Origin of the sequence: Oceanicola sp. 22II-s10i, from assembly GCF_002210105.1 — a bacterium.
Classification (GTDB): Bacteria; Pseudomonadota; Alphaproteobacteria; order Rhodobacterales; family Rhodobacteraceae; genus Pseudooceanicola.
On record NZ_AQQU01000022.1, the window covers coordinates 16796 to 33968 of the forward strand.

Sequence of the window (17173 nt, forward strand, 5' to 3'; positions counted from 1 at the left end):
CGCCCGCCTCAGGCCACGTCGCCGACGACGCGCAGCGTCTCGGAGAGGCTGACCTCGCCCGCCGCCACGGCGGCGAGGCCCTGCCCGAACAGCGTCTCGTCCGCGCCGAGGGCGAGGCGCGTCATCTCGGTCTCGTTCGCGCCCGCGTCGATCGCCTCGCGCAGGCGGGCGCCGATCTCGAGCATCTCGAACACGCCCTTGCGCCCGGCATGGCCGGTGCCGCCGCAGGTGGCGCAGCCCGCCGCGTCGTAGAGCCCGTCGGGCACCGCCAGCCCGTGGCGGGTGAAATGCGTGGCTTCCTCGGCCGAAGGGGCATGCGCCTCGCGGCACTCGGGACAGAGCCGCCGCAGCAGGCGCTGCGCGATCACGCCCCTCAGCGTCGCGGCGATCAGGAAGTTCTCCACCCCCAGGTCGCGCAGCCGCACCACGGCGCCGACGGATCCGTTGGCATGCAGCGAGGAAAACACCAGATGCCCGGTCAGCGCCGCCTGTGTCGCGGTCGAGGCGGTTTCGCCGTCGCGGATCTCGCCCACCAGGATCACGTCGGGGTCCTGCCGGAGCGTCGCGCGCAGGCCCGCGGCGAAGGTCATGCCGATCTCGGCATTGATCTGGGACTGCGAGATGCCGGGCAGGTCGTATTCGATCGGATCCTCGACCGTGACGATGTTGCGTTCGTTCCGGTTGGCGAGCTGCAGCAGAGAATAGAGCGTCGTGGTCTTGCCCGCGCCGGTCGGCCCGGTGGCCAGGATGATCCCGTTGGGCAGCGCCGAAAGCCGCCGCAACAGAGCCTGTTGCGCCGCCGAAAGCCCCAGGTCGTCGAGCGGCATCAGCCCCGAGGAGCGGTCGAGGATCCGGAGCACGATGCGTTCGCCGTAATGGCCGGGCAGGGACGACACCCGCGCGTCGATCTGCCGCCCGCCGAGCGCCAGCGCGATGCGCCCGTCCTGTGGCAGCCGGGTTTCCGCGATGTCGAGCCCGGCCATCACCTTGAGCCGCGAGACGATGCGCCTGACCGGCACGTCCGCGCGGTCCATCACGGTGCGCAGCATCCCGTCCACCCGCGTCCGGGCGCGCAGCCCCCCCTCGTGCGGTTCCACGTGCAGGTCCGAGGCGCCCGACAGCACCGCCTGCCGGAGCAGCCGGTTGACCAGCTGGATCACCGGCGCCTCGCCCGGATCCTCCAGCAGGTCGCGCTGGCGGCCGCCCGCCGCGCCGTCCTCCAGATCGAACAGCAGCTCGTCGCCCGCCGCCGCCTCTTCGCCTTCGCCCGCGCGGTAGACGCGGGCCAGTTCGGTCTCGAATCCGGCCTGATCGGGTTCTTCCAGCGTCAGCGCGCCGCGGGCGGCCCCGCGCCGCTGCGCCTCGCGCAGGCCCAGGGTGCTGGCGCCGGGGCCGGCGATCAGCCGGCTGCCGTCGAGGATGACCTGCTGGTCGCGGGCAAAGGCGAAGGGCAGCCTAGTTGCGGAACCGGAGCCGGGTGGGGAGGGGCGGGAAGTTCCGGCTCTGGGCGAAGTCATCGACAATTCCCACGTCGAAGGGCTGGTTGAGGTCGGCGCCGTCGAAGGGCAGGGTGCCGACATCCGACCGCGGATACTGTCCCTCATCGAGGGGGGCGAGCGCAAGGCTGGCCTTCTTGGCCTCGCGCGCCAGCTTGCGGGTCATCGCCTCGGCCTCGGCGTCGTTGCTGATCACCAGCGGCCGCAGCAGCACCAGCAGAACGCGCTGGTTCCGGGACGCGCTCTTGCCGCGGAACAGACCGCCGACCACCGGCAGTTTCGAGATGCCGGGCACCCGCTGATTGACCGTGCCGTCGCCGTCCTCCAGCAGTCCGCCCAGCATGATCACGTTGCCGTCGCGCACCAGCGCGGTGGTCGACAGCGCCCGTTTCGCGGTGATCTCGCCGCCGGAATTCGAGGTGCTGTTGGTCAGGTTCGACACCTCCTGCTTGATCACCATCTTGACCGTGCGGTCGGCGTTGATCTGCGGCGTGACGTTCAGGGTCAGGCCGATGTCCTGCCGTTCGATGGTCTGGAACGGGTTCTGCGCCGACCCGCCCTCGGTCGCGGAATAGGAGCCGGTGACGAAGGGCACGTTCTGCGCCACCACGATTTCCGCCTCCTGGTTGTTCAGGGTCAGGATCGACGGGGTCGAGAGCAGCTTCGTCGAATTGGTCGAGGCGATGGCGGTCAGGAAGCCGCCGATGCCGCTGTCGCCCGAGCGGGTGAAGCCGCCGATCGCGCCGCCCGCGCCGATGTCCGGCGTGCCGCCGTCGCGCAGCGAGGCGACGACGCTGGTCAGGCTCTGCCGCCCGTTGCCGAGCGCGAACTGCACGCCGCCGCCGATGGCCTGGTTCAGCACCGCGCCGAACTGGGCGGACAGGTCGGCATAGCCGTCGACCGACATCTCGAAGATCACCGCCTCGACCAGCACCTGCGTCGGGCGGCGGTCGAGATACTGGATCATCGCCACGATCTGGTCGAGCCGTTCGCGCGGCGCGGTGATCAGCAGCGTGTTGGTCTGCGCCTCGGGCACGATGCGCACCGGCCCGTCGTTCGGCTGGCCCTCGGCCCCGGTGCCGCCGCCCTCGATCGCCTGCAGCACCACGCTGGCCAGCGTGGTCGCGTCGGCATAGTTCAGCCCGACCGCGTGCGAGACGGTGTTGTTCCGCTGGGTGTCGAGCCGCGCGGCCAGCACGCGGATCTGTTCGACCAGTTCGGGCGGGCCCGAGATCACCAGCGCGTTCGACCGCCGGTCGGCGGAGACGGCGGCGCCGGGCGGGATGATGTCCATCGACTGCACCACGGCCAGAACCTCGGCGGCATTGGCGTTGTTCAGCCGGACCATCTGGATCGGCGCCTCGCGCGGCTGGTCCAGCTTGGCGATCAGGCGCGCGATCCGCTCCTGGTTGGCGGCCCGGTCCGACAGGATCAGCAGGCGCGAGCGCGGCACCGGGGTCAGCACCGCCTCGGGGGGCAGCAGCGGGCGCACCACCTCGATCACCTCGGCCACGGGCAGGTTGTTCACCTCGATCACCCGCGTCTCGAACCCGCGGGGCAGGCCCGGCGGCACGCCCGCCGACAGCTCCTTGGCCACGCCCAGGGGCACGATCCGGTCGGCGCCGTTGCCGTCCACGATGGTCAGCCGGTTCAGTTCCAGCACGCTGAGAAAGACCTCGTAGAGCTCGTCCGGGGTCAGCGTGTCGGGGGCCAGCACGGTCACGGTGCCGCGCACGCCGGGTTCGATCACGAACCGCCGCCCGGTCGCCTCGGAGACGATTTCGACGAAACTCCGCAGGTCGGCGTCCCGCAGGTCAAGGCTGACCTGTGCCCGTGCCGGGGTGACGGTCATGCCCGGCACCGGCACGGCGCCGCTGCCAAAACCCAAGGCCAACAGGATCGCGACGATCCCCGCGCGTAACTTGGTCATCTCGATGATCCGCTCTGTAACCTGTCCCCGCACGGTTCTGCGCCGCGTCGGGATCCGGTGCCTCTTTCGGCAATCCTAGCCTATCCCCGCGTCAAAGGCACTATCTCTTGTATCGTTTTCACAAGGCGTTGCGGCGGCATCGCGCCATGGCCGGCCGCGGTCACTCGGGAAAGGCCAGCCGTTCCTCGGGATTGCCCTGCCGTGACAGCCACAGGCCCTCCCCGTCGATCCGCTCCACCATGACGTCGCGGGCCAGCTCGTCGCCCGCGCGGACCAGTTTCGACCCCGTCGGATGGCCGACCACCGCCCAGACCCTGCCCTCGGTCCGGACCACGCCCCTCAGATCGTAGCCGAGGCTGGACAGCGGCGGCAGCGGGGTCGCGGGGGGCTGCGGTTCGGCGGCGGGTTCCGGCGGGGCGGGCGGCCTGGGGGGCTGCGGCTCGCCGAACAGCGCGGGCCAGCGCCGGGCGCCGGGGGGGCTGGCGGGCGGTGCGGCGGCGGTTTCGGGCAGGTCGGTGCCGGAACGGGTGTCGTCCTGCGGCGGCGTGGCGATCTCCTGCCACAGCACCTGCCCGGCCATCGCGGCGGCGGCGAGGGTCAGCAGAAAGATCAGGGCGGCGACGAAACGCATCGGACGGGTCCTAATGACTGTGCCCGCACCGGACCGGAACGCTGCGCGTCGCTGGACGGAACAGGGGCTTCATGGTAATCTGTTTCGCAAATAACAAACATAAAAAGAGCAGGAAAATGCAGGTAACTATCATGGCAAGGGCCGTGCTGTGCTGTGTCGGTCTGACCGCTGTCGGCAGCTGCGGCGGTGTGATCGGCGGGGGCGACTCCTTTCGCGACCAGTATGCAGTGGCACGGAACGCACTGGAAGAGGGGCATTTCGCGCGGGCGAACACCAGCTACGCGCGGCTTCTGCCGCAAGCCGGGCCGCTTGGCGGCCGGATCCGTCTGGAATATGCGCACAGCCTTCTGCGCGCGGGCGATTTCGATGCGGCCGCGAAACAGGCCAGCACCGTGGCCGCCGCCGAAAGCGGCCCCGTCCGGGGCGCGGCGCGGGCGGTCGAGGGCACGGCCCATCACGAGATCGGGCTGGCGCTGCTGGCCAAGGGCGACCGGGCGGGCGGCAAGGCGCGGCTGACGGCGGCGCAGGCCGCGCTGGCCGAGGCGCTGAGCGACAACCCCGAGGGCGATCCGCTGGGTTCGCTGGCCGGGCGCAAGGCCAGCATCGACGCGCGCCTCAAGCGGCTTTAGGGCGGAACAGGCTCTATTCCGGCGGGCTCAGCGTCAGCCGGGCGGCGACTTTCGACGGCGTGTCCAGCGCCTCGAAGCGGAAGGCGCCGATGGTATAGCCCCAGACCGGTGCGGTGGCCGAGAGCCAGTTCGCCAGCCGCACGAAATCGACCTCGTCGAAGCGCAGTTCCACCACCCCGCCGGCGCGGGCGCCAAGTTCGGAGACCGCGGGACGCAGGCCGGCCTCAATCAGGCTCTGCTCGATCCCGCTCGATCCGATCGGGCGCAGCGGTGCGCCGCCGCCGGGGCCCGCGGCGGCGTCCAGCCGGGTCTTGTCGGCGACCCGCGCGGTCACCCAGATTTGCAGGTCCGCCGCTTCGATCCGGGCCCGGTCCGCCGCCGCGCGCCGCTCCTGTAGCGGGATCAGCCAGCCGGCCGCCAACGCCACCGGCAGCGCCACGCAGACCAGCAGGGCCAGCAGCCGCCGTTCGCGCGGGCTGAGCCGCAGCAGAAGGTCGATCAGCCGGTCGCTCATGGCCGCGCCTTTCCCTCGGGCGCGGTCACGCGCAGTTCGATCCGCACGCCGTCGCCGCCCTCGGCCACGCGCGAGCCCAGCATCTCGACCGTCAGCCCGGCGACCTCGAGCGCGCCGCCCATCCGGTCGGCGGCGGCGAAATCGTCCAGCCGCAGCACCAGCGTCACGCCGTCGGCCGGGGCATAATCGACCCGCATCGTCCGCGCGCCCTCGGCCGCGATCACCTCGGCGGCGCGGCCAAAGATCTCGAGCGGGTCCGACGGCTGCGTGGCGGTGTCGGCGGCGGCGCGGGCGGCCTCGAGCGCGCGGGCGACCTGCACCCTGATGTCCAGCACCGGCCCCACGGGGACGAAATGTTCGCGCACCAGGGTGCGGGTGGCGGTGTCGATCCCGGCGGTCACCGCCTCGATCCGCCCGATGGCGAGGTATTGCGCGGCGGCCCACAGACCGGCGGCCAGCAGCGCCCCCATCAGCGGCCAGCGCCAGGGCAGCACCCGGCGCCGCAGCCGGGCGCGGGCGGCCTGCGGATCGCGCCGCAGGTCGAAGTCCAGCTCGCCATGGCCCAGCACCACCGGTTCGGGCAGACCGGCGGCGATCAGCGCCGCGGGATCGTCGTGCACGGGGATGCCGCGCGCCTGAAACAGGCTCTCCACCGCCGGAAAGGGCGGCCCGAGACGCAGCAGCGCCCTGGGCGGCGGGGTCGCGGCGTCGAGCGCGCGTGCGATCATCCGGGGGGCGAGGGCGGCGGCGGCGGAAAAGCCGTCGTCGGGGCCGAGCCGGGCCATGACCGCTTCGCTGGTCACCTCGGCTTCGGGCACGGCCAGCGTCCAGACGCCATCGGCGGCGGGCAGCGACAGGTAGTCGGGCAGCACCGCGCGGCAGGCGGTGGCGGTGCCGCGCCATTCGGCGATCCGCCCGGCATCGGCCACCAGCGCGCGGGTCCAGCTGTCGGCGCCGCCGGGGCGGTGGAAGGGGCGCAGTTCGATGCTGGCGTCGCCCAGCCCGGCGCGGTCGCGGAACTGCCGCCGGGCGATCTGTTCGCGCGCCATGCCGCGCAGCCCGGCGGGCAGGTCGAAGCTCAGCACCGGCACCTCGGCGCCCGGCACCAGCGCGACCTGTCGGGCGGCCGGACGCACCTCCGTGCCGGTCAGGCGCATGAACTCTGCGCCGCCGCTCTTTGCCGTTTGCCTCGCCACGCCCGTCCGATCCCCTGCCCGGCCCTTCGTCTTTTCCACAGGATGGCGGTTGCCCGGTCCGGGATCAATGCCGCTTCGCATCCCGACCCGATCCGCGCCTCAGGGTGCGCCCGTCAGGCGCCACTCGACCCGCGGGCCGGTGCCGGTGCCGCCGCGCCGGATCACCGCGACGCGGGTCAGGCTGCGGGGGCCGTCGTCGACCCGCATTTCTGCCCGGAACCAGTCGGATCCGACGCCCAGCCGATCGGTCACCGGGCGCGCGAGGGTTTCGGTATCGCCGGGGGTGGCGGATCCGTCGGCATCCGCCGCCTGTCCGTCTTCGTCCGCCGCCGCGTCCTCACCGGCCCCGGCGAGCCCGCCAAGCGCGGCGGTGAAGGCATCGACCGAGGGATAGGGCGCGCGCACCCGCCCCGCCAGCGCCCGGTCCAGCCGGGCCGCGGGCACGCCGGGCAGCAGCGCCGCCAGCACCTCGGGCGGCGCGGTGTTCACGTTGACCGCGCCGATGTCGGCATAGGCGGTCACGAAGGGTCGCAGCCGGTCCAGATCGCGCGCGGCCAGACCGGGGATCTGCGCCACCTGCTCGACCATCAGCACCGCGCCGCCCACGGGTTTCAGCGGCGGCGTCAGCGCGGCGTAGGCGCCGTCGTCCGGCCCGCCGGGCGACAGGAATTCGCGGATCGCCCGGCCGCCGGTGGACGAGACGCCGATCCGCCGCAGCAGCCGGTCGAAGGCCGCCTGTATCTGCGGGTCGTCGGCCTGGGTGAGCCAGTTGAGGTTGAACAGACCCTGCATGTCGGTGATCCGCCCCGAGATCCGCAGGCCCTCCAGCGGCAGGTCCTCGACCGGGCGGGCCCAGTCCTCGTCCAGACTGTCCACGCCGCGCTGCCCGCCGAAGCGGTCCCCGCCGATCCGGGTCAGCGCCAGCGCCTCGAAGGCGTCGAGCGCCAGCGTCAGCCGCGCCGCCTCCTGCCCCGCCGCCAGCCGCGCCCGGGTGCCTTCGGCGCGCGCCAGCAGATAGACCGCCGCTGCCGACAGCACGGCGACGATGATCAGCGCATTGACCAGGACGAAGCCGCGCTCGCGCCTCATTTCAGGCTCTCCAGCAGGGAGATCCGGCCGTGATCGCGGGTGATCAGCGTGACCTCGACCGCGTCGGGCAGATCGCTGGAGTAGGAGCTGCGGACCGGCGCCGCGTCGCCGTCGCCCGCCGGTCGGGTGTCGAACTGGTTGCCCGAGACGCCCGCGATCCAGCCGCGCATCGGCCAGTGGCTGCGCAGCGCGATGCCGGTCACGCCGGTCAGCACCACCGTCTCGGGCATCCGCGCATCGGCGCGGGCGGGGGTCAGCGCCAGCCATTCGCGCCGCGCCAGCGTGCCCGCCGCCGGGTCGAGCCGCCATTCCACCCGCCCGATGCCGCCGCCGGGGCGGTCCGGTCCCTCGGGCGCGGGCAGGCCGCCCACGGTGATCTCGAAGACGGGGGCGCCCGCCTCGGGGCCGAACATCAGCGCCGAGCGGGGTAGGCTGCCGTCGGGCGGAAAGAACACCATCGGTAGCGCGGCGTCGAGATCGGCGCGCAACAGGCTCAGCCCGGTGGCCAGCCGGGCGGTGTCGTCGGCCATGCCGCCCAGCCTCTCGCGCAGGCGCATCATGCCGGTCAGGCTTTGCAGGCCCATCACCGCGACGAGGGCGAAGACCGCCATCGCCACCACCAGCTCGATCAGCGTCAGGCCGCGGTCGCCGGGGTCGCTGGGCTCGGGCCGGGCCATCTCAGCGCCGCACCGGCAGGTAGGTGACCAGCAGGGCGCCGGGGCCCGCGCCGCCCTCGGACCGGGCGGTCACGGTGACCCGCACGAACCCGCCCTCGGTCGCCTCGGTCCGGGTGGTGACGGCAAAGCTGCGGCCGCCCATCTCGACCGTGGCGGGCAGGGCGGGCGCGGCGCCGGGCGGGGCGGGGATGCGCAGTTCCTCGACCCGGTTGCGGGCCACCACCTCGGCCATGAGCCGGGGCATCCCGCCGCCGATCGCGCGCTGCGACTGGCCGGTGGCGCGCAGCGCGGCGAGGCTGCCGATCGACAGGATCAGGATCGCCACCGCCAGTTCCAGCAGCGTCAGGCCGCGGTCGGCGCCGCGGCGGCGGGACATGCGGCCTAGCGGCATGTCAGCCCCGTCCAGCCGTCGCTGCGGCAGGTCCGCGCGGGTTCGCCGCTGGCGGAGAAGGTGATCTGGAACGCGGTCGCGCGGCCGTTCGACAGCACCACCACCTCGGGCGCGCCGGGCGGTGGCAGCGGCCCATGGGCGACAATCGCGACCCGCCCGTTCCAGCGCTGTTCGCGCGCCGCGCCGGACCAGCCGTCGCTGCCGAAGCGGGCGGGGGTCAGGCCCTGCGGGGTGATCCGCAGGCCCCGCCGCCCGTGTTCGCGTATGGCAAGGTCGCGCGCGTCCGCGAAGGCGGTCTCGAACCGGGCGAGGTCGGCGGCCACGGCGCTGGCGTCGCGGCGCGCCACGCTCAGCCCCGCGCCGACGGCGAGGACCGAGATCACCGCGGTCACCACCACCAGTTCGATCAGCGAGAACCCGGCCTCGCCCGCGGAGGGCGGGGCGGTTTCAGGCGGAAAAGGCTCTAGTTCGCGTCCCATGACCCGATGTCCGCATCCACCCCTTCGCCGCCCGATGTGCCGTCGGCGCCATAGGTGAAGACGTCGAAATCGCCGTGCACGCCGGGCGCGAGGTAGAGATAGGGCTTGCCCCAGGGATCGACGGGCAGCCGGTCCATGTAACCGGTCCAGTTCTCGGGCACCGGTTCGGAGGCGGGGCGGGTGACGAGCGCGGTGAGGCCCTGTTCGGTGGTCGGGTAGCGGAAGTTGTCCAGCCGGTAGAGGTTCACCGCGCTGGCGATGGCGGCAAGATCGCTTTTCGCACGCGCCACGCGGGCCTGATCGGGCCGGTCGATGACCCGCGGCACGATGACGAGCGCGAGGATCGACAGGATCACCACGACCACCATCAGTTCCAGGAGCGAGAACCCGGCCTCGCGGTCGGTGTCGCTGTCGGCTGCGCGGTCGGTGGCGGGACGGGGCGAAAGGGGCATGGCGGGTTCGGTCCTTGGTTCGGGCGCACGATAGGCAGCGTGGCGGGCGGTGACAATCGCTTCGGGCCGGAATGCTTGCCGGTGCGGAGGCGCGGCCCTAGACCGGTGCCATGGCCGTCACCGCCCCCATCGTCGCGACCCTGCTCGTCCTGCTCGCCCCCGTGATAGGGTCGTTCATCGGCGTGCTGGCCGACCGGCTGCCGCGCGGTGAAAGCGTGGTCTGGCCCGGCTCGCGCTGCCGGGACTGCGGCACCCGGCTGGGGCCGCGCGACCTGGTGCCGGTGCTGTCCTACGTGGTCCTGCGGGGGCGCTGCCGGTCCTGCGGTGCGGCGCTGCCACCCTGGCTGCTTCATACCGAGATCGCGGCGACGGGGCTGGCCGGGCTGGCGGTGATCGCTGCGCCGGATCCGGGCGGGATGGTCTGGACGGCGCTGGTGCTGTGGCTGCTGCTGGCGCTGGCGCTGTGCGACCTGCTGTGGTTCCGGCTGCCCGATCCGCTGACCGGCGCGCTGCTGGCGCTGGCGCTCGGGCGGGCGGCGGTGGCGGGGGATCTGGCGGCGGCGCTGGCGGGCGCGGTGATCGGCGCGGGCAGTTTCTGGCTGCTGCGCGCGGGCTACCGGCGGGTCCGCGGGCGCGAGGGGATGGGACTGGGCGACGTCAAGCTGATGGCGGGCCTCGGCGCGCTGACCGGTCCGTGGGATCTGCCGCTGATGGTGCTGCTGGCCGCGCTGGCGGCCCTTGGCGCGGCGCTGGCCGGGGAATGGACGGGGCAGGGAGCCGGGCTGCGGGGCGCGCGGCCGCTGCCCTTCGGCGCGGCGCTGGCGGCGGCGGGCGGCGCGGTCTGGCTGATCCGGCTGGCCGGGTAATCGACGCTCGCGAAGGGGCGGAAACCGCGTTAGGCTCTGCCCGAGCACAAAGGCCGGGATATTGGCCCGGAAAAGATGAAGAGATTGGGCATCATGACATTTTCCACACGCGCGATCCTGCTGGTCGGCATTCTTCTGCACGCGGGCGCCGTCGCTGCGCAGGACACCTCTGCCGCCGCAGGCGAGACGCCACCCGCAACCACCGGACAGGCCGATCCGCTGCCCGAGATGGCCGAGATCGAACAGGCCTGGCGCCGGGGCGATTTCACCACCGTCCGCGCGGGGCTGAAGCGGCTGGCCGAGGAGGCCGGCACCCCGCTGGCGCAATACCGCTATGGCCGTGTGCTGTTCGAGGGACGCGGCGGTCCCCGCGACGTGGAGGGCGCGATGGCCTGGCTGCAGAAGGCGGTCGACCAGAACCAGGCCGACGCCGCGACCCTGCTGGCCCGCATCCTGCTGAGCGGCGAGTCCGCCGGCACCACCCGCGACGTGCCACGCGCCGCGGCGCTGCTGCAGCGCGCGGCCACCCGCGGCGATGCGGAGGCGCAGTATTACCTTGGTCTGCTGCTGCGGACGGGGCAGACCGGCGCGCCCGATCCCGAGGGCGCCTTCAACTGGCTGCTGGCCGCCGCGGAACAGGACCACCTCGACGCCGCCTACCAGCTCAGCCAGATGTATGCGCGCGGCGAGGGCACCGCGGCCGACACCGCGCAGGCGCTGGCCTGGCTGACGAAGGCCGCCGAGGCGGGGCACATGGACGCGCAGTACGACCTCGCCAACGCGCTGGCCTCGGGGCAGGAGGTGGGGCAGGATCTGCCGGCCGCGCTCGGCTGGTATCGCCGCGCGGCCGAGGCGGGACAGCCGCTGGCCCAGCGATCGCTTGGCACCTACTACATGACCGGCGCCGAGGGGATCGAACCCGACGGCGACGAGGCGCTGCGCTGGCTGAACCTTGCCGCGCAGGCGGGCGACCCCGGCGCGATGCACAACCTCGGGATCGGCCATCTCGAGGGCACCGTGCTGGCCCAGGACGACGCGCTGGCCGCGCAGTGGTTCGCCCGCGCGGCGGAGGAGGGCCTGGCACGGTCGATGACCCAGCTTGCCGGGCTCAAGGAGACGGGGCGCGGGACCGAGGTCGACATGGCGGGCGCGGTCACGCTCTACCGCACCGCGGTGGAGCGTGGCGATCCGGGCGCGGCGCTCCGGCTGGCGCGGCTGACGATCGAGGGGCGGCTCGACGGCATGGTCGCCCCGCAGAGCGCGGTGCCATGGGTGCATTACGCGATGTCGCAGGGCGAGGCGGGCGCCGAGGACTGGCTGCAGGCCCGTGCCGACGAGGGGATGCGCGCCGCGCAGGCCGCGCTCGGGCTCGAACTGGCCGGGCGCGAGGGGCAGCAGGCCGAGGGCGTGGCGCTGCTGACCAAGGCGGCGGAGGCGGGCGAGATCGTCGCGCAGCTGGCGCTCGGCGAGGCCTGGGCCCGTGGCGAATACGGGCTGACGCAGGATTACGTGCAGGCCCATGCCTGGCTCAACATGGCCGCTGCGAGCGGTCATGCGGCGGCGGCCGAGCGGCGCGACGTGGTGGCGCAGCTGATGACCCCCGAACAGATCGCCGAGGCGCAGGCGATGACCCGCCGGCTGTTCGCCGCGCAGACCGCGCCGAAGGCGGACCAGACCGTCAGGACCGACAGATGACGGCGCCGTCCGGGACGATGTCGCGGGCCGCCTGTTTCGCCTGCGGGCTGGTGCTGAGCCTCGCCCTTGCCGCGCCGCCGCTCGGGGCGCAGACGGCGGAGGCCGGCGATCCGGCGGTCCGGCTCGAACTGGCGCGGCGCTACCACGAGGGGCGCGGGGTGGTGCAGAACTTCACCCGCGCGGCCGAGATCTTCGCCCCCCTCGCGGAGGCGGGGAATGCCGAGGCGCAGAATGCGCTCGGGCGGTATCACCACGAGGGGCTCGGGGTGCCGAAGGACCGCGCGGCGGCGCTGGACTGGCTGGGGCTCGCGGCCCGCAGCGGGGTGCCGCAATACCTTTTCGACCACGCGGTCGTGCTGGAACAGGACGGCACGCCGGAGGAACTGGCGCAGGCCGCCGCGCTCTATGCCCGCGCGGCCGAGGCGGGGCTGGAGGAGGCGGCGATCAGCCTTGGCCTGCTCTACCAGGAAGGGCGCGGGGTCGCGCAGGATTACGCCCGGGCGCGCGCGCTCTACGAAGGGCCTGCCGCCGCGGGCAGCGCGCGGGCGCAGAACAACCTCGGGCTGCTCTACGTCCGCGGTTCCGGCGTGCCGCAGGATTACGCCCGCGCGGCCGAACTGTTCAACGCGGCGGCGGCGCAGGGGATGCGGCGGGCGATGTACAACCTCGGCGTGCTGTACGAGAACGGCTTCGGCGTCGCGACAGACGAGGCGAAGGCCCACGAACTCTACCGTATGGCGGGCAATGGCGAGACCGGCGCGGGGCCCGGTTTCGTCTACGACGCGCGCCTCGCGCCGCCGCCGGCGGACGAGGCCGGGCTGGCGCGGCTGCAGCAGGCGGCGCGGGCGGGCGACCCGGTGGCGGCGTTCCAGCTGGGCTGGCTGCTGGTGCAGGGCGACCCGGTGACGCCGCAGGCGCTGGCCTCGGCGAGGCAGCTGTTCTCGCTCTCGGCGGCGCGGGGCTATCCGCCCGCGATGGCGAACCTCGCGCAGCTCTACGTTCTGGGGCGCGGGGTGCCGCAGGACTATGTCGAGGCGCTGGTCTGGCTGCTGCTGGCGGGCACCGCCGCGTTCCCCGAGGCGACGGCGATGAGCGCCGCGCTGCAGGCGCAGATGACCCCCGGCCAGATCGCCGAGGCGCAGCAACTGGCCGAGGCCCGCTGGCAGGCGGGCCGGCCCTGAGGACGGTTCTGGTTTGACAGGCCGGGGAGGCTGTCCCTAACCTGCGGCAGAAGTTCATTTTTCCTATTGCTCCGGCCCGGCGCTTGCCGTCGCCAAGGCTTTGTTGCCCACCATCGTTTTATTCAGGAGATCATTATGAAACCCAGATCCGTTTTCCGTCTCGCCGCCAGCTTCGTGTTTGTCGCCGGTGCGGGCCTCGCCCAGACAACCCTTCCCAATGATCTCATTATCGAAGGCGATCTGACGGTGCAGGTTCCCGCTCCGGGACAGCCAGTGCCCTATCTGGGCAGCATCTATGTCGAGACACACAGTGTTATCGATGGCAACCTCTGCATCGGCAACAGCTGTTCGCAGGGAATGAGCTTCGGCAATGACGAGACGCTCATCTTGCAGTACGCGGCGAATTCCATCGTCTTCAACGACACGTCGGGCTCGACCTATCCGAACAACGACTGGGTGCTGCGGGTCAACGATCCGCAGCTGCGTGTCGATGGCGGGATCGACAAGTTCGCGCTCGAGGATACGACCGCCGGCACCACGCCTTTCACAATCGAGGCCGGTGTGCCCGACAACGCCTTCTGGCTGGCGCCGTCGGGCAATCTCGGCCTGGGTACCTCGCTGCCGCAGGCACCGCTGCATATCATTCGCAGCGACAATACGGCCGCGATGCTGATCGAGGAGACGGGGGCGGGGACGCTGGGTCAGCTGACGCTGCGGAACAACGGCATCACCTTCTTCACGCTCGAGGATACCGCGATCGCCGCCGGTGATGACACCGGTCGGGCGTGGAACGTCCAGAACCAGGCGGGGGCCTTCCGGGTGACGACGGCGCCGGGCGGGGGGGATGACGTGGAGATGGTGCTCGACCCCGGCGGGAACATGACGCGGGAGGGGGCGCTGAACTCGATCGGCGACGGGGCCAAGCTGGTGGCGGAGAACAACAGCGGCACCACGGCGGCGCGGGAGCTGATGGCGCGGAAGAACAACGGGATCGTCTACTTCAGCCTCGAGGACACCTCGCTGGCGGCGGGGCCGAACACCGGTCGGGCGTGGAACTTCCAGAACCAGTCTGGCGAGTTCCGGGTGACGACCGAGCCGGGCGGGCCGTCCGATATCGAGATGCGGCTGACGCCCGCGGGGGACATGACCCTCAAGGGTCAGCTCTTCACCGCCGGATCCTGCGCCGCGGGCTGCGACCGGGTGTTCGATGAAGACTACCCGCTGCCGACGATCGCCGAGCAGGCGGCGATGATGCGTGAGAAGAAGCATCTGCCGAACGTGGGCCCGACGCCCGAGGACGGGCCGTTCAACATCACCGCGATGACCGGCGGCATGCTGAACGAGCTGGAAAAGGCGCATCTCTATATCGCGCAGCTCGAAACCCGGCTGGGCGAGAGCGAGGCGCGGGACCGGGCGCAGGAAGACCGGATCGCCCGGCTGGAGGCGCTGGTCGCGGCGGCCGTCGGCCGCTGACGAGGACACGGGGCACGGGAGAAAGGACCATTCGCACGATGCGGGCCTGCGGCCCCCCGATTTTTATCAAGGGAGAATTCAGATGATCAGACATTTCACATTCACACCGGCTCTGGCCCCTGCGCTGGCCGTGGCGCTGGCGCTCGGCTCAGAGGCAAGGGCCGACGATGTCGTCAACACCGACCTGATCGTCACCGGCAACATCTGCGTCGGCGGCGCGGAATGCGAGGACGGAGAGTCCTTCGGCGCGACCGATCTCAAGATCAAGGGGACGATCCCCGAGCTCCAGTTCTTCGACACCTCGGTCGCGGGCGGGACCACCTGGACGCTGTCGAACGACGACACCGCGTCGGGCCTGTTCCGGGCCTTCACGCTGAAGAACGAGGACAGCTACGACTATCCCTTCATCGTCCACGAGGATGCGTCGGACAATGCGTTCTACATCGGCGAGGACGGCCAGATCGGCCTCGGCACGACGATCCCGCAGACCGAACTGCACATCGTCGGCGGCAGCGATCCGGGCATCACCTTCGAGGACACGGTGTTCAACCAGAAGTGGCAGCTGCACGGCAATGCCGGCGGGTTCTACCTGTATGATCCGGCGGAATTCAGCATCCCCTTCGAGATCCGCGGGGGGGCTCCGGACCGGGCGCTTTACGTGGCCGACGACGGCGATTTCGGGGTCGGCACCGACTTGCCGCAGGCTGCGCTGCATCTGCAGCGCGACGACAACACTGCCGCACTGCTGATCGAGGAGACGGGGGCGGGGACGCTGGGCCAGCTGACGCTGAGGAACAACGGCATCACCTTCTTCACGCTCGAGGACAGCTCGATCGCGGCGGGGGACGACGCCGGCCGGGCGTGGAACTTCCAGAACCAGGCGGGGACCGTCCGGGTGACGACGGCGCCGGGCGGGGCGGATGACGTGGAGATGGTGCTCGACCCCGGCGTGAACATGACGCTGGAGGGGGCGCTGAACTCGATCGGCGACGGGGCCAAGCTGGTGGCGGAGAACAACAGCGGCACGACGGCGGCGCGGGAGTTGATGGCGCTGAAGAACAACGGGATCGTCTACTTCAGCCTTGAGGACACCTCGCGGGCGGCGGGTCCGGGTACCGGCCGGGCGTGGAACTTCCAGAACCAGTCTGGCGAGTTCCGGGTGACGACCGAGCCGGGCGGTCCGTCCGATATCGAGATGCGTCTGACGCCCGCGGGGAACATGCATATCAAGGGCCAGCTGTTCACCGGCGGGTCCTGTGCGGCGGGCTGCGACCGGGTGTTCGATGAGGATTATCCGCTGCCGACGATCGCGGAGCAGGCGGCGATGATGAAGCGCGACCGGCACCTGCCGAACGTGGGCCCGACGCCCGAGGACGGGCCGTTCAACATCACCGCGATGACCGGCGGCATGCTGAACGAGTTGGAGAAGGCGCATCTCTATATCGCGCAGCTGCACGAGGAGGGGGCCGATCTCCGCGCGACGGTCGCCGCGCAGCAGGCCCGTCTGGCCGAGCAGGATGCGCGCCTCGCCCGACTTGAGGCGCTGATTGCCCGTTGAAGCGGCTCCGAAGATACATGGTTTTGGACCAGAGGGCTCTTCGGCCCTCCCACCGAATTGACAGCCGCCGCCCGGGCGAAGACCTTTGGCATCCGCAGCTTGAAACTCAAACCCGGCGGCAATCATGTTGGCCGTTGGCACATTCTTTATGAGGGAGATGATCGATGAGACAGATTTCGCATGTGATTTTCGCATGTGCCTTTGGGCTGGCAACCGCCGGTCAAGGTTCTGCGCAGACAGTGCTTGAAGCGTCCAACGATGCGGTCATACGTGACAATCTCTGCCTTGGGCAGTCATGTCCCGATGACCCGTCGACGTTGATCGTCGATCAGTTTGCATCCTCTCTCATCCTCTCTGACACGCGTGTCCGGATCGACCTGACGGACACGTCCAGCAATCCCAATTTTCCCGACGACGACTGGACGATCGATACAAACTCCATCCTCGAATTCTCAAACGGGGGCACAAACCGCTTCTTTATTCAGAACCGGACACAAAACACGATCCCGTTCACCATCGCGGGGCCTGCACCGGACAACTCTCTCTGGGTTGCAGGCAACGGCAGCATCGGGCTGGGAACCACGCTCCCGCAGGCCAACCTGCATATCGTCGACAAGGGCGCGTTCGGCGAAGCCCGTATCCGGCTGGAGGACGCAGTCGGAACCTCGTATTCCTGGGATATGCGGGGCAACAACGGGGGGTTCTACCTCTACGATGTGACCGCGGGCAAACTGCCGTTCCAGGTCCGGCCGGGTGCGCCGACATCTTCCATAGAGATTGTCAGTGACGGCAAGGTGGGGATCGGCACGGGCTTCCCGCAGGCTGCGCTGCACCTGCAGCGCTCCAACAACACTGCCGCACTGCTGATCGAGGAGACGGGGGCGGGGACGCTGGGTCAGCTGACGCTGAGGAACAA

17 protein-coding genes are annotated in these 17173 nt (G+C 71.3%); 7 read left to right on the forward strand and 10 right to left on the reverse strand.

Going from position 1 to position 17173, the window contains the following annotated elements; genetic code table 11:
- Positions 1 to 8 precede the first annotated feature (8 nt).
- From ATO6_RS23790 to ATO6_RS23800, 3 genes are all read right to left on the reverse strand, one after another.
- Positions 9 to 1517: a GspE/PulE family protein gene (locus ATO6_RS23790; protein ID WP_088626435.1), complete on the reverse strand. Its 1509-nt coding sequence runs from the start codon at positions 1515 to 1517 to the stop codon at positions 9 to 11.
- Entirely contained in the window at positions 1456 to 3426 is a 1971-nt protein-coding gene (gspD, locus tag ATO6_RS23795) for a type II secretion system secretin GspD (protein ID WP_088626436.1), read from the reverse strand. Before gspD ends, ATO6_RS23790 begins: the two co-directional genes overlap by 62 nt.
- A 160-nt stretch (positions 3427 to 3586) precedes the next feature.
- Positions 3587 to 4057 (reverse strand): type II secretion system protein N, encoded by a 471-nt coding sequence (locus ATO6_RS23800; RefSeq protein ID WP_088626437.1) that lies wholly within the window; start codon positions 4055 to 4057, stop codon positions 3587 to 3589.
- Between the two features lie 116 nt (positions 4058 to 4173).
- Here ATO6_RS23800 and ATO6_RS23805 point away from each other — a divergent pair, with 116 nt between their 5' ends.
- Positions 4174 to 4686 carry a hypothetical protein gene (locus tag ATO6_RS23805; RefSeq protein WP_176441083.1) on the forward strand — a complete coding sequence of 171 codons (513 nt, stop codon included), beginning with the start codon at positions 4174 to 4176 and terminating at the stop codon, positions 4684 to 4686.
- A gap of 13 nt (positions 4687 to 4699) precedes the next feature.
- Here the strand turns inward: ATO6_RS23805 and gspM are convergent, their stop codons facing one another.
- The 7 genes from gspM to gspG all read right to left on the reverse strand — a co-directional run bounded on the left by gspM (position 4700) and on the right by gspG (position 9484).
- The gene (gspM, locus tag ATO6_RS25255; RefSeq protein ID WP_176441084.1) at positions 4700 to 5200 is read right to left on the reverse strand and encodes a type II secretion system protein GspM; all 501 of its coding nucleotides are present in this window, start codon (positions 5198 to 5200) and stop codon (positions 4700 to 4702) included.
- Positions 5197 to 6396, reverse strand: a complete 1200-nt coding sequence (gene gspL / locus ATO6_RS25260; RefSeq protein ID WP_217899060.1) for a type II secretion system protein GspL — start codon at positions 6394 to 6396, stop codon at positions 5197 to 5199. Before gspL ends, gspM begins: the two co-directional genes overlap by 4 nt.
- Positions 6397 to 6495: 99 nt before the next feature.
- Positions 6496 to 7485, reverse strand: coding sequence for a type II secretion system minor pseudopilin GspK (gene gspK, locus ATO6_RS23815; protein ID WP_088626439.1), 990 nt, complete (start codon positions 7483 to 7485; stop codon positions 6496 to 6498).
- A complete protein-coding gene (locus ATO6_RS23820; RefSeq protein WP_088626440.1) occupies positions 7482 to 8162 on the reverse strand; it encodes a type II secretion system protein GspJ in 681 nt (226 codons plus the stop codon). The genes gspK and ATO6_RS23820 overlap by 4 nt, the downstream gene beginning before the upstream one ends.
- Position 8163: 1 nt before the next feature.
- Positions 8164 to 8553: a type II secretion system protein gene (locus ATO6_RS23825; protein ID WP_088626441.1), complete on the reverse strand. Its 390-nt coding sequence runs from the start codon at positions 8551 to 8553 to the stop codon at positions 8164 to 8166.
- Entirely contained in the window at positions 8544 to 9032 is a 489-nt protein-coding gene (locus tag ATO6_RS23830; protein ID WP_088626442.1) for a type II secretion system protein, read from the reverse strand. Before ATO6_RS23830 ends, ATO6_RS23825 begins: the two co-directional genes overlap by 10 nt.
- Positions 9017 to 9484, reverse strand: a complete 468-nt coding sequence (gene gspG, locus ATO6_RS23835) for a type II secretion system major pseudopilin GspG (protein ID WP_088626443.1) — start codon at positions 9482 to 9484, stop codon at positions 9017 to 9019. The genes ATO6_RS23830 and gspG overlap by 16 nt, the downstream gene beginning before the upstream one ends.
- A 110-nt stretch (positions 9485 to 9594) precedes the next feature.
- Here gspG and ATO6_RS23840 point away from each other — a divergent pair, with 110 nt between their 5' ends.
- From ATO6_RS23840 to ATO6_RS23865, 6 genes are all read left to right on the forward strand, one after another.
- Positions 9595 to 10350 carry an A24 family peptidase gene (locus ATO6_RS23840; RefSeq protein ID WP_088626444.1) on the forward strand — a complete coding sequence of 252 codons (756 nt, stop codon included), beginning with the start codon at positions 9595 to 9597 and terminating at the stop codon, positions 10348 to 10350.
- 93 nt (positions 10351 to 10443) lie between these two features.
- Positions 10444 to 12045, forward strand: a complete 1602-nt coding sequence (locus tag ATO6_RS23845) for a tetratricopeptide repeat protein (RefSeq protein WP_176441087.1) — start codon at positions 10444 to 10446, stop codon at positions 12043 to 12045.
- Complete coding sequence (locus ATO6_RS23850) at positions 12042 to 13226, forward strand: SEL1-like repeat protein (protein ID WP_141102070.1); 1185 nt, start codon at positions 12042 to 12044, stop codon at positions 13224 to 13226. Before ATO6_RS23845 ends, ATO6_RS23850 begins: the two co-directional genes overlap by 4 nt.
- Before the next feature lie 135 nt (positions 13227 to 13361).
- Complete coding sequence (locus tag ATO6_RS23855; RefSeq protein ID WP_088626447.1) at positions 13362 to 14699, forward strand: hypothetical protein; 1338 nt, start codon at positions 13362 to 13364, stop codon at positions 14697 to 14699.
- Between the two features lie 82 nt (positions 14700 to 14781).
- Positions 14782 to 16257 carry a hypothetical protein gene (locus tag ATO6_RS23860; protein ID WP_088626448.1) on the forward strand — a complete coding sequence of 492 codons (1476 nt, stop codon included), beginning with the start codon at positions 14782 to 14784 and terminating at the stop codon, positions 16255 to 16257.
- A gap of 164 nt (positions 16258 to 16421) precedes the next feature.
- On the forward strand, positions 16422 to 17173 hold a 752-nt coding region (locus ATO6_RS23865; RefSeq protein ID WP_217899061.1), incomplete at its 3' end, for a hypothetical protein.